The following is a 20,632-nucleotide window of genomic DNA, read 5'->3' as shown; positions in this document are numbered from 1 at the left end:
TTGAATATGATAAGGGTGAGGCTCAATATGTTGAACTACAAGAATGCCTCTATAACTCTAGTTCTAAGTGATTTAATTTGTATATTGCCCAATGAACAACCTAAAAGCCTCTCATCATAAGCTGTATTGAGACCAGAAGATAAATCGCCTAAAATGAGTTTATCAATGTTCACTTTTAACTTACTACATGTGTCTCTCAGTGGTGGTTTAAAATGTCTAAATATGTCTTCTCCCACTGAAATTGAGTCACATTCCATATCAACATAAGAGCAACTATCTGGTATATCAATATTAACCCGCTGGGCAAACTCAATTAAGCTTGTTTCTGCAAATGTGAATAACCAGGCGAATTCAATTTTACCTTTGCCAGACCTAAGAATGCGCCCTAGAACTTGCCTAAAGTACAACTCCGTTTTTATAGAACTTAAATGACAACAAACTTGTAGCCTAGGTATATCAGTTCCTTCACTGATCATACCAACGCTAACAATCCACTCTTCAGTTGATGACTTAAATGAATTGATCTTCTGTGTCGAATTATCATGCAAGTAAGTAACTATAGTTGACGTTTGGTTAAATTCTTCAATTAATAGAATGTTTATCATTTCAGCGTGCTTAACTGAAGACGCGACAACTAGACCGCCAGCAGTCGGGTTTGAATCTCTTATCTCCGACAATTTTAATACAGCTAACTTCAATAAATATCTAAGTGCGGAGTCATTATTAAGTACCTCTTGGTACGTTGATTGAGCTTGTTTAACAAATTCAGCTATAGACCCATATGTATCGTGACCATCCGAAATACTATTGCTATCAACTAAGACTATTTTTGGCTCTCTACACACGTTATCTCTAATAGCCTGAATCAAGCTGTATTGATAATCGCATATCAACTCACCTTCCGGGTCAGAATAGTTCACTAAAGCAATAGGAAGGGCGTCTGAGCGCCAAGGAGTGCCCGACAGCGCAAGCGTGTAAGTTGCAATATCCTGTAAATGGAAAACAACTCTCTCACCCCACGTATTGATTTTAGATTTATCTTGCGAGAATGAGCAGTGATGTATTTCATCAAAAATAAAAAATGTACGATACTTTCTAAGCCTATCCCAAGTACTTTCAGGAATAGAGCATAAACTTTGATAAGTCATTGAAGCACCTACAGCCGTAAATGAGCCATCAAACGAACACCCAATTATTTTTCCAAATGTTCTTTTGATATTATTAGCCACTTCAACCGATGGTGAGAAACAGATCACTCTGTCTATCATTCCTTTATCAAATAACGTTTTGGCCAATGAAGCTGCCATTATTGTTTTACCAGCACCAGGAGTGGCCTGACATAAAAAGTGCTTATCACTGGCAGTGTATTTCTTTACTGCTAACTCAACACATTCTTTTTGCCAACTTCTCAGCATTGCGGAGCATCATTGCTCAAAGAAGCCAATATAGTGGTTAAAGCGTTAACTTTTCCTAATAACTTAGCTGAATTATTTTTAGCATCATCTAATGCAGAGTAGAACAAGCTAAGGTGCTCAGGGAATCGCTTTTGTAGGGCTTTATATTCATCAACTTCCCCTAACAAAATCGCAAGCTCAGCCTCAAACTGTTTCTTTTCATTCAATAAAGTCTCAATAAGCGGTGATACTTGATTATCGATATTACTGGTACTTAGTTTCTCTTGCTCAATTACGGCCTGTTTCGCCACAAACGTGGCGTTATTGAACAGCCCAGTTTTAAAATACTTTTTATGACGACCACTTCCTTTTGAATTTAAGAGTTCCTTCCGCTCAAGAGCTGTCGTTTGCCTATAAATGAATTTACGTGCCTCATCTATATCTTGATATGTATCAGTTACGGTTAATAACTCATCCCTGAGCTCGACAATTGTAAAACCATTGCACTCTTTTTCGATCAAAAGGGAATAAATGTGTTGGTTTAATTTAATAACTTGGGGCATTTCTTATACTACATCAATTAAGAAAACTTAGGGTTGCTAAGTATATAGAACAATGCAAAACTTAGAAATACTAAGTTTCATACTTGAGAGTGACTTTAAGAACATACCCACAAATCAAACTTAGGATTCCTAAGTGTACAAACTATTGTAAAACTTAGACAATCTAAGCCATTAGAGACTGAAAAATGATACTTCTGTGTTCCAAAATCCAATCCCAATTAGACTCAAACAGGCCCGCGCTAAGTCAGGTATTACTCAAAAGCAGCTGGGGATACTTATCGGTATGGATGAAAACTCAGCGAGTGGTCGCATGAACCACTATGAGAAAGGCCGTCACATCCCAGACTTAGCAACCCTAAAAAAGATTGCTGATGAACTAAATGTCCCATTAAATTATTTTTTCTGTGAAGATGATGAGTCAGCAAGATTAGCTATAGAAGTATCAAAATTACAAAATGAGCAAAAGAAAGAATTGATGGAGTTTATTAAGAGACTTCATACATAACTAATCTAGATTACATTCACTTTTTACGGACTATCCACATTAGCCCTTTGCTGATACTCTGCTTGTTTAGCATACAAAAGGATTTAATGTGTCAGTTATACGCCACCTACAAATACAAAATTTTAGATCAATAAAAAATCTATCTTGGAATCCTAAACCAGGCCTAAATTGCCTTATAGGCTCTGGTGACGTGGGTAAATCAACAATTTTAGATGCTATAGATTTAGCTCTCGGCGCCCGCAGAGCATATTCATTCAATGATGCAGATTTTTATCAATTAGACACAACCTCACCACTCGTTATCACAATAACAATTGGTGACCTACATGATGAATTAAAAAATGTTGAACGATATGGTTCTTTTCTTAGAGGATTCAATTCTGCTACTAAAGCAATATCCGACGAGCCTCAAACAGATACTGAAACAGTTCTTACAATAAAATTACATGTGGATGCTGATTTAGCCCCAGACTGGCGATTATATTCTGAACGAGCAGATGCTGATGGTTTAGAACGAAGACTACCTTGGAAGCACAGAGAACTATTGTCACCAGCTAGACTTGGCACGACTTCGAACCAAAACCTTGCATGGGGAAATAGGTCAGTACTGAACAAGCTTTCTGAAGAAACATTAGATGTATCTGCTGTTCTTGCTCTATTAGGGCGGCAAACACGTGCAGCCTTTGCAGAACAACAAGTACAAGGGGTAACAGAGGTTTTAAATCAAGTTCAACTAATTGCCAATGGGCTTGGCGTACCTGTTGGACAACTTAGTGCTCTCCTTGATGTAAATGGAATATCCATGTCCAATGGAGCTATAAGCCTTCACAATAACGATGGAACACCTCTAAGACAATTGGGAACAGGATCTTCTCGACTTCTCATTAGCGGACTCCAAAAGGCGACTAGCTGTTCTAGTATTTTAATAGTTGACGAAGCTGAATATGGCCTTGAGCCTTATCGTATCACTAGGCTGCTTAACGAACTAGGTTCAAAAGATAGAGAGCCAACGCAACAAGTTTTTATTACAACACACTCACCTTACGTCTTGCGAGAGTTACAGGCTTGTCAGCTACATGTTGTTCGTAAACTTCCAGCTCTTCCAGCTCTTCCACCGATACCAAATCTGACTGCAACACATCCTGTATACTCACATTCCATCTTCTCTTTAAGTAATGGGGAAGAGCAACAATCAACACTAAGAGTATGTGCAGAAGCTTTTTTGAGTAAAGCTGTAATCGTTTGTGAAGGTAAAACTGAAATCGGGTTAGTGAGGGGGATTGACCTATACAGGCAAGATCATGATCAGCAAACAATTCTTGCAAAAGGTGTTTATTGTGCCGATGGCGGTGGCGACAGTATGTTTACTCGAGCAAAAGTTTTCAAATCTCTTGGTTATCCAACATCACTTTTTAAAGACTCTGATAAGCCCCAAGAACATCAACAATTAACAACCGAAATGGTAAATTTAGGCATATCTACCTTTGAATGGATGAATGGTAATGCAACTGAAGACGCGCTCTTTGTGGCATGTCCAATAAATTTAATTAATAATTTATTAAACTTAGCAATTAGCCGCAAGGGAGAAGATTCGGTTAGAGCGCACATTTCAAACTACTCAAATAATCAAATTACCTTAGATGATTGTCGAGAGCGTTTCAATGAAAATCATAGAGCTGTATTGGCAAAAGCAGCAAATAAAAAAAGCTGGTTTAAAGATATCGAACCTGCTGAGAGTATAGCCCGAAATACAATTGCCCCCAACTATCAAAGCTTTTCACCAATACTAACTAATACCCTGAGTGGTCTCTACCAATGGGCTCAGACTCAAGGTAATTGTTAATGAGGATCGAAGCCGTTATTAATTCCCAACGTGGAGCAATTGTTGCCCCTGCTGGTTGTGGTAAAACTCATTTAATCACGGAAGTTTTATCCGTTAAAAACACTAAACCTATATTGGTGCTCACACACACTACAGCAGGAGTTTCGGCACTAAAAAAAAGACTACGAAAGCTATCCGTACCCCCGTCGCATTATGTAGTTACTACTATTGATGGGTGGGCACTTCGTATAGCGAATAACTTCCCTGCAATCTGTCCTGTACACTCTTCACCAGAAACCCCCCGAGCTTTCTATCCAGAGATCAGGCAGGCTATTTTAAAATTACTAAACTCGGGCTGTATTAGTGACATATTACAAGCATCATATTCACGGCTACTTGTTGACGAATATCAAGACTGTGACGTTAACCAACATAATTTAATTACTTCACTTTCAGAAGTTCTCCCGACAGTTATTTTTGGCGACCCAATGCAATGTATTTTTAACTTCGCAGGACCAATGCCAAACTGGGATAATGGAGTGCTACAGAAATTCCCCCTTATAGGTGAATTAGATACACCATGGCGTTGGAATAATGCTGGTTCACCAAAGCTTGGGGAGTGGATACTTGCGGCAAGAGAGTTACTTCGTCAGGGAGCAAGAGTTGATCTGCGGAGTTGTCCAGCACATATAACACTTCACCCACTAACCGGCATAGCTCAAACTGACCTTTTAAGTCAGCATAATGCACAACATACCATTTTGAACCGCCACCCAACCGACTCTTTGCTAATTATAGGAAGTTCAATAAACGAGCGCTCTAGGCATAGCTATGCCCAAGGAAGCTCACGAATTGAAGTCGTTGAACCTGTACAGCTTGCTAGCGTAACAAATGCCGCAAGCCAATTTGATGGTAATACAGGGCTAGCCCTTTCAAACACCATTTTGCAAGTTTCTAGCGCTATGATGACCAATGTCGAGCTGGCAAAAACATCCAAACGTATAGAAAGTATTCTCAATGGCCGAAACAGAACAGCTGTAACCAATAGCGAACAAGCTCTATGTAACGTGGCTATCAATAGCACTCGAGTAAATATTTTAGAGGCTCTACAGCAGCTAGAACGAAAAACTGGTACTAATGTTTACCGCAAAGGCGCATATAATGCTTTAAAGGACTCTTTATCTCTTGCTATAACTTCACCAAACCTCAGTATATTTGAAGCAGCGTCTTCAATAAGAGAACGATTACGTCAGCAAGGAGATAAACGAATACCTAATAGAGCTATTGGCTCTACTCTTTTACTAAAGGGCTTGGAAGCAGATCATTGCATGATTCTAGATGCACAAGCTCAGGGGATGAATGCAAACCATTTATATGTAGCACTCTCACGTGGAGCTAAAACTATCACCGTATTTTCTAGTGATTCTTATATTCCATAGAGTACACAATAACTTCAAAAGGTGAAGTTCAGCTAAGCAGGAATAACAAGGGAAATACCTGAGGTAGTTAACGAATTCTGGTCAATGGATTTTTGCATGAACAATGAACACCCATCAAGTTTTTACTGCCCTTAAAAAGACTGATACAGGCCTATGCATAGCTAATGCGAAAACACTAATCAGTAAGATCAACCCAAAATTCTTGAAGCTGCTTAGGTGGAATAGATTTAAGTGCTAACTATTTTTTCAGTCTTTTTTTATCGAAGCTTCGTGTAATTTTTCTTCAATATTTTTTGATGACACAGGAGTTTCTTTGCTCTCAGGAGCAGGCTGTTTTCCCTGTGTAAGCTCAACCAGTGGCTTCAAAATTGTAGGGGAAAGCACTGCTTTTGGTTTCGATGGTGTTTGCACTTCTGAGGCAGCCTCATGATTCAATATGCTAGGAATATTCCAAGCAAATATTGATAATCCGATTGAAAACGAGATTACCAAGGACATAGCTTTTCGATACAGACATTTATATGGGGCAGTTCTGGTATCAATAAGCTCGCTAACATCTTTGTGAGAAATATGATTTCGCGTGGTGTCCTTCCAATGAAGCAAGTCACTCAACGTTAATATCAGTGATTGCCGTTCAAAATATATACGGATCAATGGGCCGACGAGTAAATAGCCTGATAATATCTTAAATAGCCAGTGAATATTTTCAGAATCAAGTAACTCCTCTTTCCCTATTAAGCGTGAGAAAAGCATAATTGCTAGGAAAAAAATTGCTGATAAAGCATCTTTAAACAATCCTGATACTAAGTCATTGGTTGACTTCGAATACCCGTCGGTAGCTAATTTAATATCTTTTTGAAAATCAGATAGCTCCTTTGCATGAGCTTCTTTTCTGTCTTTTATGACGAATTCATATTTATCTTTAGCTTGATCAAGGGCATTAGATAAATGAGTATAAACACTTGGGATCAAAGATGTGTTATCAACCAAATCTAAACTCAATCTATCCATAACCAAAAGCAATCGAACTTGAATTCGTTCTTCATAAACCCAAGAAACTACAGATTCTAATATTGTTAGTTGTGATAAATCACAGGAGTGGTTTTCATCCACCAGTTTCATATTTAAGCGCTTTATGCCCGATATTATGATGTCATTTGATCCTAAGAATTCTTTTGATAAAGCGACACCAAGTAGTTGTTCGTAGGCGTTAAAAAAAGGCTGAGTTAATGCACATATTTCAATGTCATTGGGTAGTCGGTAATTAAGCGGCTCACAAATTGTTTCAGCTTGCCCAACAAAATGTGTTTGTGCCTTAATATCAGCGCTAGATGGAATCGCAATGCTGTCGTTATTTTTAAATATTGATGAAGACTGTCTACCCAAAGATATAATACATAAACGCTGCCCTTGAATTTGGAGATCACCAAACCCAAGCCAGATTACTGTCGAATCAGACTTATTGAGGCAACTATCCTTACTAAACATTTCTGATGTAAGTTTTTGCAGCCAATTGAGATAAAAATCCTGTGAAAGAAACAGCATTTGATGGGTCCGGTCCGGAATATCCGTAGAGGCTTCACTTTCAAGGATGTCTTTTTTTCTTATAACCGCTTTACAGTTTCCATCATCTGGAATTCTTCCAAATTCACTCCAATCATCCTGTAACTCACCTTCCCAACGCAATTTTAAAAAGGAAAGCTGACTCACCCCAATATTTTCTAACGTTCGAATTTGTGATGGCTGGAATGTAAACTCAACTCTATCATCGAGTTCAGTCATAGTTGTGTGTTCTATAAGGGTACTTAACGTTTCAAGCATACTTAGGTCATTTCAAATTGAGCTGTACGAATTGTTATAATTTTCTCACCATTTCCTTCAGATATGTTGATGTTATTTTCGCCCAACTCGCCTTTAAAAAATATGGTTACATCTTCACCTGTAACTAATTTACTCTTACGGTTTGAGCCTGAAATTGAATTTGGACGAGACTCAAAAATTTGCCCGGCTATTTCCTTCTCAGTAAGCATATTAAGCAGTGAAGCACCACACTCAGTTTGTACCTGTTGATATCGCTCTTTATCCTCTTGTTGTTCTTCAGAAAGGTTATCTTCCATCAACTCTGAGGGAATAAATGTTCCTAGGACGTGATCAGTATAGCTGTCGGTATCAAACTGCTCATGTGAGTCAAAATATGAAACAGAGCGAGCCTTAATATCTGTATGTTTAACATGAGATGGCAGCATATCGGCAACATCTTTCGACCAGTTCGTTGTGCTAGCAACCGTCTTTTTTGTTAATGATGAAGGATTATCCCTTACAATTACTTGCAAAAAGCTTCTGAAATAGTCTGATATTGCTTCATTCGTGTCTTTGTCTTTACCAGTTTTACCGCGCTGTAGGGCGATAACGTTCCAAGCAAACTCAGTTCCTGGATCTATAATAGCCCACTTTTGCAATGCTCTTGGCGTATCAGCCAAAGAATCAAGAATTCTTGTTAGAGACACGACTTGCCTGCCATCGATATTATTTCGCTTTTGCTGGTAAACGGTTGTGAAATCTATCTTTAGGAAAGATAGTAACTTATAGCGTTCATCCCCAATTAGAACAGAAACGACTGCAACAATGAAAATCCCGTCACTCATTGTTAGATTGTGAGACGTAAAAAATCGCTGAGCTAGCATTCGTGACTTTGGAACTAACGATGTAATATCATTCAAAATATCAACACAGTCGATACAACAATTATTATATTCTGGATTTGAGAATAAAAATTGCGTTCCCTCACAAGCTCTTTTAATTTGCTTTTCAAAAAACTCTTTTTGTTCAGGCTCTAAAGCAACTTCGTCATTAAAAGAAGGCTCTTCTAAATCATGCCGAATTACATGATAAATAAAATTTTCTATTTTAAGTGAGTCTATAACTGTGGGGTTTATAACCGCCATAATGCTCCCTGCTTATTTTTTAGTTTAACAACAACTTAGCTATGATGTATCACAAATATATTTTGTTATTCAGACGAACTATACCATTTTATAGTCAAATGTTTATTCTCTACACTAGAGTTTAACTCGAATGATAAGTTAAGCTTGATCTATTGAAGCTTCAATATGTATCGTTTTGATGGCTGATACAACTCCTACCTCGAATATTTTTCGTCCGAGCTGATTTTGACTGAACAGTATTTGAGGTCTTCATACCAGTCTTTACTTGCTCATTAAACCAGCTTTGACGTCTAACATGGACGAGAGCAAGCAAATAAAACTGGTCTTTCTTCATAAACACCTGCACTGCTTATATACACTTTAACATTCAAAATAACGATATCTATTTGCTAAACATTAGATTATTTGATGATACTTTTATTTGATAAATTATTCGAACTATTAAAAGTAAAAACGCTTACTCAATGAAAGAATAAGCTCTAAAAGTTTTGATCATACGATTTGATTAGGAATATCTTTATTACTCTTCACAATTAAGGCCTACTTATTTTACTATTGCAAACTTCCGACCTGTGAGCATATCCTCAGGGTCCAATGCATTTGGGTTATAAGATGAATTCTTCGTTACTTCATAAATAATAATATCTTTAATATCTTGTTTAAATGGGTTTTTTAGCTTTAGTGAATCTTTGTCATTAAAAAAATCAAATTTTTCATAAACTGCAATAAAATGTTTATTTTCAAGATATTCGTTACAACTTAGTGCTAATTTTAAAGCCTCCATCAGTAGATGTTTAAGTGCTCTATTTTCCCCTCGGCATGCAGCAAATAGCGCCATTGTAGTATGTTTACTTTCAAGCTTAGGTGGCTCATCAAATGGCATTTGCTTCACTAGGCCCATTAAATATTGACGAAAGTACTTGCTGTCGTTCTTTAAGCTAAAGTATTCAAGTTTTCTTTTTCTAACTAAGCGAGAAGCCCATTGTGGTTCTTCAGCTATTTTTGCAGCCCAAGGCATACCAACCAGTACTATTGGCACTTTGGCTTCTTCACTAATAAACTTTAACCCATTTGCGATTTGTTGTCGTTCTTGTACACTTTTAAACTCTATTAACTCCTGAAACTCGTTAATGATGAGTAATTCAACCTGAGCTTTAATTAAGCTTTCTACAAGCTTTTTAGTAAGCTCTGTTTTGTAGCCTCGCTTTTTCATTTGGCTACTTCCGAATAGCTCCAGATCTGCCAGCATTTGGATTAAAGTTGCATCTAAGCCTTTACCTCTAGATATACGACTTATTAGGACTGGCATAGTGTTTCGACTATAATTCTGAGTAGCTAGAACTCTTTTTTTGTAGTGATTAATAGTGTGGCTTTTTCCAACTCCTGTATCACCAATTAAAAGCATACCTTGCTGATCTGATTGGAATTTACGGTTTAATCTTAATTCATCAAAGTCATTAAAAATTGCTTTAATTTGTGGGTGCATAACGATGCAATCGCTAAAGTTACGTAACTGTTCTATCTGTATTTCTGTTAAGGCATTCATTCAAATGCCTCTAAGTCATCATCCCAATCATCGAAAGCATCGTTACTAATATTTTTGTGCACAGGAGCTGCACTTTCTTCAGAGACCTTAATGGTACCCTTTCCTGTATTACTTACATCAGCTATTTGAGCCTGCTTTTTAACGGCCGTTATCTTAGCTTTAGTTTTTGATGCAATAAAAACCTCTTGCTCTTGTTTTACTCGCTCATGTATAGCCATGCGAGCTTTAGCCAAACCCAAACTATTTTTAGATTCCCTAATGGTTTCTCTGTTAACTTTTTTTATTGTTTTATGCTCATAAATACTTAACCCATCCGTATAACCGGTAGGGTCTGTACACGGTACTTCTAGGTAGCTTTCCAGTTCTTCTAAGTAAACATAAATTTTTGAAATATCATCAGGGTCGACTTTAATCAGTTTTTTTAAAGTTTCTTTTGTTTGGGGATAATGTTTTCGATAATCAGCTAAAGCAGTCGAGTCATACATTAGCTCTTGATATTTTATACCATTTCTAGTTAACGTTCTTGAGTCTGAGATGCGCATTAGCATAGTAAAACGCGCCTCATCCTCTTCATTCATAGTTAAAGGAGGATAAACATCAAATCCTTGTTGCCATCGCTTAATTGGGATACGAGTTTCACGTGAGTTACTATCTTGGTGGTATACGTCTACAATCCAGCGGTGAAATTCTTCAACAAAAGTTGAGAAACGCATAATTGCATCTTTCTCAGGTTTGTATTCTTCTTTTTCTAATATATTTGAAAATGTTTTACCTGGAACTTCCGGCAAGAAATATTGGTTCATCACACCAAAAAAACGCTCTATAAATGGTTTGAGCCAGGGCTTGCGTACGGGGTTATATTGAATATTTATTCCTGCAGACTGACAAGCATGCTCTAAGTTTTTTGACCAAAACTCAGCACCATTATCTACTACTAAATTTTCAAATTTACCAAAGCAAGGCCAATCATTTTGTAGTTGTATATTCAGAGCATCAAGTGACTTTGGCTTAATCGCATGAGCAATAGCCTTAGCCGCAGATACATACGAAGGAGATTTATAACTAAGATGAAAACCAAGAACGCAACCACTAAATACATCAATAAGTAATGTTAGGTAAGGCCTTCCTATAGGGATAAGTAACTCATCATCAAGTAGAATTAAATCAAGTGGGGTATGATCAATCTCTACACGCTCTAATATTCTTGTAGGGGGTACATGAGCAGCACAGTAAGCAAACCATTGATCTGCTTTAAATTTACCATGTCTTGCCACAGCGACAGCATATGGGGGTATTGCTTTGATTCTTTTATTAAAAGCTGTGTAAGATATAATTGGAATCTTACCTTCAACAATACTCTCATTTTCAATAACAATAAGGTCTTTATAGTACTGGTAGGCAGTTGCTATGGTAGGCCTTTTAGCATCTAAAAAACGCTCTAATGCTTTATCAAAAAAACTCTCATCGCCTTCTATGCGTTTGTTTCGGTTACCCATTTTATGGTTCTTAACCACAAGAGAAGCTAGGTCACCATTACTTTCGATGTATTTTTTACGCCAACGAGCAACAGTCCGCCAATTTGGCCGAGCTTGCTCATCTTCTTTAAAAATCTCATCTAAAATAGGATCTAAATTTCGCTGGGTCCACCCAGCTGACAGCTTTTTATCTATAGAGATAATTAGTTTATACCTTTGTAGCGCTTCGTTTTTTAAAGTATTTGAAAAGGTATCCAAATCACGCTTGATTAAGTTAGCGTCATCTAATTTGACATATCGTGTAGGTGTTTGCGGTTTGAGTGGCGCTAACGATTCATTAAATTCATCGAAAAAATCTGTCATGGTGTAACCCATAATGTTGGGTTATTACTTAGATCATCATCCTCTAAATCTGCTTTCAACAAACCTTTATGAAGCAATGCATATAAAAAAGACCGTGCTTCACCAATTGACAAATTAAATTGAGATTTTACATCAACTAAGTTTATTGCTCCTGATTTATTAATAAAATTAAGCATTTCACTCTGAATATTTTTAATACCGTAAACACCCGAGTATCGATGCAATAGCTTAAAGTTATTCAAAGCAAGTCCTTTTGTAATCTGGTTTTCAGTTACTAAAATCAACTGAACGCCCATTTTTAGACAAGCGGCTCTTTTTGCAGAGAACCTTTCTCTAAATAAAGGCTCAGCTGTTTCTGTTTCATACTTATACTCATGATATTTTACACATTTATCTTTGTATACGACTACCGTGTCAGGGGTATAAGGCAAGCTTTTACCCATGAACTCATACTTAAAACCCTCTGGTTGACTACCATAGCTTTCGATTAAATCGTTATATTCATTATGAAAACAAGCATTAAACTCTAATGTACTTTCACACATAATTACATTGCCAACTTTAGTGCTAGCAAATTTGAATACATTCTTATTAGGGGAAGGTTTTCTTAAGTTACGTATATACATGCGCTAAACCAGTATTTTTATTATCATCGTATACATAATATACAAATAAAAAATGGTTATGTCACACTATGCTTAAATAAAAATATAAGTCCATGATAGTAAATAAATTTATTTCCCCTGCATTTTCTTAAGTAAGTTTTATGTCAAAGTATGGTTTAATTATGTCACAGTATGCTTGTATTATGTCAAAGTATGCTTGTATTATGTCAAAGTATGGTTTCAGCGACACTAAGTGGAATATCTTTAATAGCTGCGTGCTCTGTTTTAGTGAATTTGCGACTAAGTAAACCGTCTTTGCTTTTCACGAATGGGTCTGTTGAACCACCTTTGTTATACAGCCTACGAATGACAGGAACTTTAGTTTCACTTCCATCGAGCAAACATCGACGAAAACCCTTCCCCTGCTCTATATCACGTTGTTGCTTCAGCTCTAGATAATCATAAGACTTCCAGCGAGCATCACCAACGGGGATATCCTCAAGGATATCAGATAAGAAAGCGGGCTTTTCTTTTAGGCTCTTAACATCAGACAACTTTACATTTGGAATACCCGTCGCAGTAGCAACGAGGCAAAGTCTCTCTCTATTTTCTAGGGAGCCAAAATCTGTCCCTGTAAAAATAGCATCTGAAAGTGTATACCCTTGCGTAATCAGTACTGACTTGATCACAGCGTAGCTCGCAGTAGAAATGTAATTTTTAACATTTTCTAAAACTATCAGCCAAGGCTTGCATTTTAAGATGAAATTAAGAGCATAGAAAAAACAAGCACCAGAACTTTCATGTTGCTCAGCAAAATCAAGCTTATTCTTGGTAATACCTGATGTGCTAACACCGGTGCATGGTATGCCCATTATAATCGCGTCTACAAGCGGAGGTTTTTTTAAATCAACCAACTCAATCTGACTTTCAATAAAAAAAGATTCGTCGTCAAATAGATAACTTTGATTTTTAATCATTGCATCTAAATACTTTTTCTCTTGCTCAACAGCGTAACGAGTTAATGTACTAATATTTGAACGTTTAAAACCATCATGTAAAGCCGAGTCCAATATACCAACTCCTGAAAACAAAGACCCTACTGTGATTTTTTTATTCCTAATACTTTCTTCAAAGCGCTGGTACATATTTTTAGAATTTATATCATGAGAATGCAATTCTAAAGAAGCAACACCCATTTTTAAAACGATTCTGATTTTTGTTCCAACAGCTCCAAAAAAATCAATCAATTCATCTGTCTTGATCTCGATTAAAGGATATACAGAACCGTTTCTTGTTCGCTTTGAAACTGTAAAAATTCCATTTTCAGAGACAACTAACATAGCTCTTTTTTTAGTTTCGTCAAATATCAAATCAAGTTTGTCACCAATATTAAATAATGGTTTTAACCTATGGCCCTCAAACCAAATTCTTGATACTCCGCGATTAATTCCAATTTTAGTGTTTATCAATCCGTTCATAAAAACCTCTTTCCTGCGTGTTGTAGGCAGCTCGTAAGCGCCTGTTTTAGTTTTGGTCTTAGACCTCATCAAATTAACAATAGCATAAAACATTCTTTTAGTTTATCTGAACAGTAGTTTTCAAAATAAAAAAACCTAACTGTACATCCAAATTCTATCGATTGGAGACTGAAGGCAAGGTTGAAAAATACATAACAAACCTCTACTATCAAGTTTGGAGAAGCTACATTCGTAGCAAGCAAAAAAACAGGCGCTTACGAGCTGCCTTCAACACGTAGATAGAGGTTATTATGAAAATAAATATAGCAATTAATGTTCTTGAAAAAGCAGCGAACTCTAAAGCCGTAAATTTCAAATCTTTAAAGGATATATACAAATTAGCAGCTCTAAAAAATCACCCAGATAGAAAGCAGGGCGAATTATCAGAGTTCTCGATGGTCGAAATAAATAAAGCCTGGGAGTTCGTATCGAGTAAAGCTGCGGAAGTTGATAGACTTATAGCAAGCAAAGGTACGAAGCAAAGTTTTGAAAATCAAACATCACCGATTAAAGATCATGATCTAACGGATTCAGGATTACCCGCTTTTTTTAGTAGAGAAACATTGTTAAATGAAGCGTTTACTATTGTAAAAGATAGCAAATGGAATGATTGGAATAACAATAAGTTTGAAACAATTTATTTTGAAAAATATCAAGTAAGTGTTCATATATATAGCTCAGTAATTATCATAACAAACATTAAAGACGCCCTAGAAACAGGTCGAAAATGTACAGAGTATCGTATAAATTGGGGGTTAGATAATGATGAAATAGGAATGCAGCGTTTTTATGAGTGGGTCAGAAATATAAACAATGATTCATGCTTAACTAGCGTACTTGCCAATATATATACAGCAGATTACAAAGATATAAATGAATACACTTGCAGTGCAGAACTGGCTAAGGGACTTAAAGTAACTAGGTCGGAGTTAAAAGCAGTCAAAGTTTTTTCACCATTCAAACTAAATAAAATCAAACCGCTAACTGAAGTTAAAGCTAAGGTTAGCGCAAATCATTTAATAAAAATCATTGCGAATGGGCAGTACTGTAATTTACAAAGAAACTACCGTTATACCGATGATTACAGCTATGATTCAGCATCTAATTTTGGTCAAAAGGTATTTGAAAACCCCTTTAAATTATTGAAAGAGTTAATTGAAGATAGAAGCCAATGCTTCCATGTTTTCAAGTACAATAATGGGTTTTCATTTGGTCAACATAGTAATGATGGTAATTCTGTAATACCAAGCATTGAAAACCGCTTCCCCAGCTTTGATCTTATACAATCTAACAATATAGCTATACAATAAAAAAAACGCTTCAGACTTGTCTGAGGCGTTTTTTTTACGTATTATTTTTCAATATAATATGAAAAATGGCAAACCATTTAAATAATGAAAAATAGAAATAAAATCACAGAAAATAAAATCACAGAAAATAAAATCACAGAAAATATGATTTTAAAATCTGTTGCGAGCTCTACTGCTATCGATACTAACGAAGAAATAAAGGGAATAGAAAAAAAACTAAAAAAAAATAACCTCAAATATAAGCACCTTTCACTCGCACTTTAGGGTTGGTTAATAATTTCTACTAATTTCTACTAAATTACCTGACAATTCAACGCTCCTAATTTCAGGGATTAGTGCAACTAATTTATTTTTAAGTTCTGGTAAGGTGAACTCATAAATTTCTAACAGTGAGTGTGAAGTGTCATAGAAATGCTTTATAAAAATTTCTTCTTTTGAATTATCTAATCTATAGAAAGAAATCCAAGCCTTTTTTAGGTTCGATTCGAAATCTTCTTTTGGAGTAGTTGCAAATCTTCTAGATAAAATTTCACCATCTATTTCAAACGTATGCTTATATCGATAAGCACTTTCGTCATAATCACTTTCTCTACATCTTATGCATTCACATCGCCCAAATTGAAAAGCATTCTTAATCCATTCATTCCAATTTTGAGATGGCTTTAAAGAAATTCTTGTTTTATCAAATTCAATCATTTTATACACCCTAAATCTCAATTGATTCCACCCTACTAATAAAAATTAGTAGGGTGGAATGTTATTCCACCTACATGAACTAACTTCTAACTCTTTATTTTTATAAATTCAAATACATTATCTAATAAAATATTAACAGAAATAAAAATTGATTCTATATCTGAATTTCTCTCAAATTTCTGAAACTGAATGCAATAATTTAAATTATGAAAAGCGAGCTCAGTAAAAGCGAATTCCTTTAATGATAATTTTTTAGCTTTACTAATATTTTCATCTAAGAGTGAAAATATATCAACACTGTGACCAACAAGGGTCGCTGAATCGTTATTACCAATCAGCTTATACTTAACATCATAATTATTGGATAAATACAATAAACTTTTAAATAGTTCAAATGCCGACAAAGCTAGCTTATTATCACTAATAACTTCATCGTCAAATTTACACTCTTTAAGTGCTAAGAAAACTCTACTTGCTTTTAGCTTTAATTCAGCGGGTGCAGTAACCGTAGAAGAAATTTTATTTTCCATATTTATATCACTTAGTAATTAAGGCCGAAAGAAAATTAGAAAGGTCGCAAAAAAGTGACTTAGTAAGTTCATCCTGGTTGGTCTCTTTTCGCTGTAATATTTGTAAACTATTGAGCGTTTTAATTAAATCAAACGGAACTGATGAATTTATATTAATCCTTTCAGAAATTTCTTTAGAAATAGAGCTAATAGTTAATATACTTACAGCCCCTACATTTGGGTAGAAATTGCAGTATTTCTCAGTTATATACGCACTGAAAAGCTCATTAGCTTCAACCAAAGAGTTCGATTCAACAATCTTAAAATCGAAAAACAAATCACTGCCACTTTCGTAACTACCCGAAACAATATAAAAACTACTCATAATAACCTCTTTTCTACGTGTTGAAGGCAGCTCGTAAGCGCCTAACCTTAAAAATATTTAAAATTAAAAAAGCGCCCTAGGGCGCTTTAATTCTATTTAAAGATTGTGTCGTTGTTTAACTTCAATCATAGACTTTGAAAGCTCTATACCTGCGCGAGAGCGCATATGGGCAGCAGTTAACTTTACGCTATCTGCATTCTTAACCATGCGGTCTGCTACAATACAAAGGTTCTTCCAGCATTCGTTATCTTTATCAGGATTTATTGATGTTATGTCCTTAATAGAACTTAATATCAACTGTTCATCTTCATAATCAACTGAAAAGTAACTAATTGCTAAAGCTAAAGACTCTAAGTAAACAGCATGACCAGATATTTGACTTTCACGCAAATTTGTTGTTGCAAGACTACCCTCATGTACCAACTGCCAAGAGCGGGTATTTTCAAATAGACCTCCTACAACTAGATCAAAAAAAGCATTGTATTTAGCTAATTCATCACTTGTTAGATTTTCAAAATTTCCCTCTTTAATGCCAAATAAAGTTGTTGTAAATTTTTTCCAATGTACCAAAGACCAAACCTTTTCGGATTTTTTAGCAATTGTTACATTTTCCAAATCAACTAAATCATAAAGCCAACTAAAAGGTTGTCGTTTAATTGCGTCCAAAACAAAGCTATTAAATGAACTTCTTAAATCATACAAAGAACTTATTGCTGCGTTAGGTCGCGAAGAATTCGCGTTAAGGTCGCTAAAAAGCTGTTTAGAATGCTCTAGTCCTTCATCATAATAAAATATTACAGAGATGGTTTCATCACCTAAACTTTTATCTTTTTCAATGAAGTATTCTGATGCAAGCCTTCGATGTTGTCCGTCATTTATCAACAACTTAGAGTCAATTTGGATGTTTAAAACACCTAACCTATCAGCTAAACCTTTCATCGATATTGGATCAAAACCCATCGATTTATTCACGCTAACTATAATACTAGGCAAAACGTAATCAGTCCTATTATTTAGAACATAATCACTTATTTCTTCTGCATGTTTTTTATTAACCTTACGTTGAGCTCTCAATTCAGCCGAAACACCTTCTTCAGCAAGATTAAAAAATTTGACCAACATTTTAAAGGGTACTTGAGCCACATAATACTCTTTGCCAGCCTGTATTCCTTTAACTGCTGGGAACGTGTAACAAATCTCAGCGGCCATAGAGTTATAATCATCAATAACACTTTGTCGCTTCGCTTGTTCCTCAGCTCTTTTTTGAATTTCAATAGTTTTATTTTCTAGAATAAGTTCAGCTTCGCTTGAAAATTTATCCATCCACTCTTCAAAAGGTATATCTTGACGATACTGATTTTGCGGATAAATAGTTTTACAAGCAGATTCAGAATCGACACCTGTTCTAAGTTTTTCAATTACACTTGCACAATGTTCAATTTGAATCTTTCTGGTTTTATCGACAATAGCTTGAAAACACAAATCAGAATAAACATCGCCAACTGATAATTTGTCTTCACCTTCAATAAAAACAACTTCTTGTTTAAAAATACTTTTAGGGGATTTATTTGCTTTAGAGCATGCAGATTCAGCAGTCCAAGCATCTTTATGTCGCCCTTCTATTTTTCCAAAGAAAGCAGTACAATTTTCTAATTTGAAATTAAAACCATCTACAACGATACGATAATACATAATAACCTCTTTTCTACGTGTTGAAGGCAGCTCGTAAGCGCCTGTTTTAGTTTGGGTCAAAGACCAATTAACCCTGATAGGATAGCAATATATTATAGAAATTAAAAGGCTTAGATACCTTATATCTGCTTCTTTTAACAGCTAAAGTAGATTGATAAAGAGTCCAACTAAAACCCTTTTACTTCTTTTAATTTATTAAATTTATTAAATTTATCAGCTAGCTTTACCGCTAATTTATACCTTGTTTTATATAATATATTTGGTTTAGAAATTAAATATAAAACGTCTATTAAGAAAAGACCAGTAGATTTTTTATAGGATTCAGTAATTATTGACCATGATTTTTCCAAATCATCTGAGTTTTTAGGATATCCACCTAACGATAAACTAAACGTCTTTTTTGTGTCCGTTAGATAATTTATATTTTGCATTACATAACTACGTTCTTTTTTACTCCAGTATGCAATGAAAATATCTAAAGTATTATTTCTGACTTCGTTAGCTGTAAAAATCCTAACAATCCTCATTTCTCCAGAATTTAAAAAAGGGGAAATATTAACTAATATCTCTTTTTCAATAGGTTTTAACTTTAAAAAATCAGTATTAAGTAAAAAACAATTGTTAATACTAGTAGTGCAGATGATTCTATTTTCACAAAAAATAAAACAACTGCCGCAAAGCTTATAAATAATTTCTTTTATTAATTTCAATAGAGCTCCTAAAGTTGTTTTGTGTTGTTAGTTATGCGTTCATATTGATAACTATTAATAACAAAGACACGTTACCAATAGTTATCAACAATCTCTTTATTAACCTGGTTTTTATATTAAGAATTCGCTCCGCGCCAATAATTATTTTATTTTATTAAAGAAATTATAGTGACTTATTAATAGCCAGTTTGATATTTATAGGTTTATTTAATTCACACCCACTCGGATATTTAAAACCAATAGTGTCTTCTAACTCTTTGGCCTTGCGCCTTTGATCACTTGTGTAAGACCCGTCTAAAGAGAGCAGTTTGAGGGCGCTCAACAAGATAGAAATGTCTTTATCATTTAATTTCATAATGCTTACCTCAATAAATTTATCAATTTATATTTTTATAGCTTTTTCCATATATCTACTTGATATTGAAACCTCGGAAATAAAGTTTGGCATGCCAAATTTAATGCCTCAAATTTGTCTACAAACTTATAATATAATAGACAGCTTAATACACACTATATAAATCGTCTACTAAATCGTTTACATTAACTAAATAGACAATAATTCTACTTTTCGATTTAATAGACACATATGAGAAAATTTGGATACGCAAGAGTATCAACAAGTCAGCAGTCGCTAACGCTACAAAAAAAAGCGCTTGAGGCTGAAGGTGCTAAACCATCACGAATATTTTCAGATATTGGCAGTAGGTCTAATATGGATAGAGATGGCTTGAATCTTTTACGAATAAAAGTAGAAGAAGGAGACCTTGTTCTAGTTACTCGATTAGATCGTTTGGGTAGTGATACTGCCGATATGATTAAACTAATAAAAGAATTTGATAAAGGAGGTGTTGCAATTCGTTTTATTAAAGAAGGTCTAAGTACAGAAGGTACAATGGGGAGAATGGTTGTTACTATTCTAAGTGCTGTTGCTAATGCTGAACGTGAACGTATATTAGAACGTACTAATGAAGGGCGTATGGAAGCTATGAAAAATGGCGTTGTATTTGGTAGAAAGCGATCTATTGACCGAGTTAAATTAATGGAATTAAGTAAAAGTATGGGCGCTAAAAATATAGCTATAGAATTAGGAATAGCTATATCAACAGTATATAAAATTATAAAAGAAGAGAGTCAAATAAAAAAAGACACTTGAAGT

20 protein-coding genes are annotated in these 20,632 nt (G+C 35.2%); 6 read left to right on the top strand and 14 right to left on the bottom strand.

All coding sequences use genetic code 11. The features are described from left to right. Positions 1–35 precede the first annotated feature (35 nt). Entirely contained in the window at positions 36–1,415 is a 1,380-nt protein-coding gene (locus CXF64_RS20445; RefSeq protein ID WP_101217876.1) for a DEAD/DEAH box helicase, read from the bottom strand. Next, the gene (locus tag CXF64_RS20440) at positions 1,409–1,957 is read right to left on the bottom strand and encodes a hypothetical protein (protein WP_101217875.1); all 549 of its coding nucleotides are present in this window, start codon (positions 1,955–1,957) and stop codon (positions 1,409–1,411) included. Before CXF64_RS20440 ends, CXF64_RS20445 begins: the two co-directional genes overlap by 7 nt. 196 nt (positions 1,958–2,153) lie before the next feature. Here CXF64_RS20440 and CXF64_RS20435 point away from each other — a divergent pair, with 196 nt between their 5' ends. The 3 genes from CXF64_RS20435 (at position 2,154) to CXF64_RS20425 (ending at position 5,723) form a co-directional block, all read left to right on the top strand. Beyond that, the gene (locus CXF64_RS20435; protein ID WP_101217874.1) at positions 2,154–2,462 is read left to right on the top strand and encodes a helix-turn-helix domain-containing protein; all 309 of its coding nucleotides are present in this window, start codon (positions 2,154–2,156) and stop codon (positions 2,460–2,462) included. A gap of 88 nt (positions 2,463–2,550) precedes the next feature. Continuing rightward, positions 2,551–4,305 (top strand): ATP-dependent nuclease, encoded by a 1,755-nt coding sequence (locus tag CXF64_RS20430; protein ID WP_101217873.1) that lies wholly within the window; start codon positions 2,551–2,553, stop codon positions 4,303–4,305. After that, positions 4,305–5,723, top strand: a complete 1,419-nt coding sequence (locus tag CXF64_RS20425; RefSeq protein ID WP_101217872.1) for a UvrD-helicase domain-containing protein — start codon at positions 4,305–4,307, stop codon at positions 5,721–5,723. The genes CXF64_RS20430 and CXF64_RS20425 overlap by 1 nt, the downstream gene beginning before the upstream one ends. 246 nt (positions 5,724–5,969) lie before the next feature. On the opposite strand, the gene CXF64_RS20420 is transcribed toward CXF64_RS20425, so the two are convergent. The 6 genes from CXF64_RS20420 to CXF64_RS20395 form a co-directional block, all read right to left on the bottom strand. Next, on the bottom strand, positions 5,970–7,505 hold the full coding sequence (locus CXF64_RS20420) for a hypothetical protein (RefSeq protein ID WP_133120266.1): 1,536 nt from the start codon (positions 7,503–7,505) through the stop codon (positions 5,970–5,972). A gap of 41 nt (positions 7,506–7,546) precedes the next feature. Then, positions 7,547–8,668: a nucleoid-associated protein gene (locus CXF64_RS20415; RefSeq protein ID WP_101217870.1), complete on the bottom strand. Its 1,122-nt coding sequence runs from the start codon at positions 8,666–8,668 to the stop codon at positions 7,547–7,549. Between the two features lie 544 nt (positions 8,669–9,212). Continuing rightward, positions 9,213–10,214 (bottom strand): TniB family NTP-binding protein, encoded by a 1,002-nt coding sequence (locus CXF64_RS20410; RefSeq protein ID WP_010554087.1) that lies wholly within the window; start codon positions 10,212–10,214, stop codon positions 9,213–9,215. Next, positions 10,211–12,052 carry a Mu transposase C-terminal domain-containing protein gene (locus CXF64_RS20405; protein ID WP_101217869.1) on the bottom strand — a complete coding sequence of 614 codons (1,842 nt, stop codon included), beginning with the start codon at positions 12,050–12,052 and terminating at the stop codon, positions 10,211–10,213. Before CXF64_RS20405 ends, CXF64_RS20410 begins: the two co-directional genes overlap by 4 nt. Then, the gene (locus CXF64_RS20400; protein WP_024607401.1) at positions 12,049–12,678 is read right to left on the bottom strand and encodes a TnsA endonuclease N-terminal domain-containing protein; all 630 of its coding nucleotides are present in this window, start codon (positions 12,676–12,678) and stop codon (positions 12,049–12,051) included. Before CXF64_RS20400 ends, CXF64_RS20405 begins: the two co-directional genes overlap by 4 nt. A 206-nt stretch (positions 12,679–12,884) precedes the next feature. After that, the gene (locus CXF64_RS20395) at positions 12,885–14,135 is read right to left on the bottom strand and encodes a DNA cytosine methyltransferase (protein ID WP_157823688.1); all 1,251 of its coding nucleotides are present in this window, start codon (positions 14,133–14,135) and stop codon (positions 12,885–12,887) included. A gap of 290 nt (positions 14,136–14,425) precedes the next feature. On the opposite strand from CXF64_RS20395, the gene CXF64_RS20390 reads away from it, so the two are divergent. Continuing rightward, positions 14,426–15,484, top strand: coding sequence for a J domain-containing protein (locus CXF64_RS20390; RefSeq protein WP_101217987.1), 1,059 nt, complete (start codon positions 14,426–14,428; stop codon positions 15,482–15,484). A gap of 84 nt (positions 15,485–15,568) precedes the next feature. Further along, positions 15,569–15,748 carry a hypothetical protein gene (locus tag CXF64_RS20385; RefSeq protein WP_101217986.1) on the top strand — a complete coding sequence of 60 codons (180 nt, stop codon included), beginning with the start codon at positions 15,569–15,571 and terminating at the stop codon, positions 15,746–15,748. A 6-nt stretch (positions 15,749–15,754) separates the two neighbouring features. On the opposite strand, the gene CXF64_RS20380 is transcribed toward CXF64_RS20385, so the two are convergent. The 6 genes from CXF64_RS20380 to CXF64_RS20355 form a co-directional block, all read right to left on the bottom strand. Then, complete coding sequence (locus CXF64_RS20380; protein WP_101217985.1) at positions 15,755–16,180, bottom strand: hypothetical protein; 426 nt, start codon at positions 16,178–16,180, stop codon at positions 15,755–15,757. An 86-nt stretch (positions 16,181–16,266) separates the two neighbouring features. Continuing rightward, positions 16,267–16,710: a hypothetical protein gene (locus CXF64_RS20375; protein WP_101217984.1), complete on the bottom strand. Its 444-nt coding sequence runs from the start codon at positions 16,708–16,710 to the stop codon at positions 16,267–16,269. 7 nt (positions 16,711–16,717) lie between these two features. Further along, the gene (locus tag CXF64_RS20370) at positions 16,718–17,074 is read right to left on the bottom strand and encodes a hypothetical protein (RefSeq protein WP_101217983.1); all 357 of its coding nucleotides are present in this window, start codon (positions 17,072–17,074) and stop codon (positions 16,718–16,720) included. A gap of 96 nt (positions 17,075–17,170) precedes the next feature. Continuing rightward, positions 17,171–18,826: a DNA sulfur modification protein DndB gene (locus CXF64_RS20365; protein WP_101217982.1), complete on the bottom strand. Its 1,656-nt coding sequence runs from the start codon at positions 18,824–18,826 to the stop codon at positions 17,171–17,173. A gap of 107 nt (positions 18,827–18,933) precedes the next feature. Then, positions 18,934–19,476, bottom strand: coding sequence for a hypothetical protein (locus tag CXF64_RS20360; RefSeq protein ID WP_101217981.1), 543 nt, complete (start codon positions 19,474–19,476; stop codon positions 18,934–18,936). Positions 19,477–19,639: 163 nt separating this feature from the next. Then, positions 19,640–19,831, bottom strand: a complete 192-nt coding sequence (locus tag CXF64_RS20355; RefSeq protein WP_101217980.1) for a hypothetical protein — start codon at positions 19,829–19,831, stop codon at positions 19,640–19,642. A gap of 231 nt (positions 19,832–20,062) precedes the next feature. On the opposite strand from CXF64_RS20355, the gene CXF64_RS20350 reads away from it, so the two are divergent. After that, positions 20,063–20,629, top strand: a complete 567-nt coding sequence (locus CXF64_RS20350; RefSeq protein WP_101217979.1) for a recombinase family protein — start codon at positions 20,063–20,065, stop codon at positions 20,627–20,629. Positions 20,630–20,632 lie beyond the last annotated feature (3 nt).

The organism is Pseudoalteromonas sp. GutCa3 (assembly GCF_002836155.1).
Classification (GTDB): Bacteria; Pseudomonadota; Gammaproteobacteria; order Enterobacterales; family Alteromonadaceae; genus Pseudoalteromonas; species Pseudoalteromonas arctica.
Note: the sequence above shows the minus strand (reverse complement) of the source record. Positions and strands in the feature narration are given on the sequence as shown.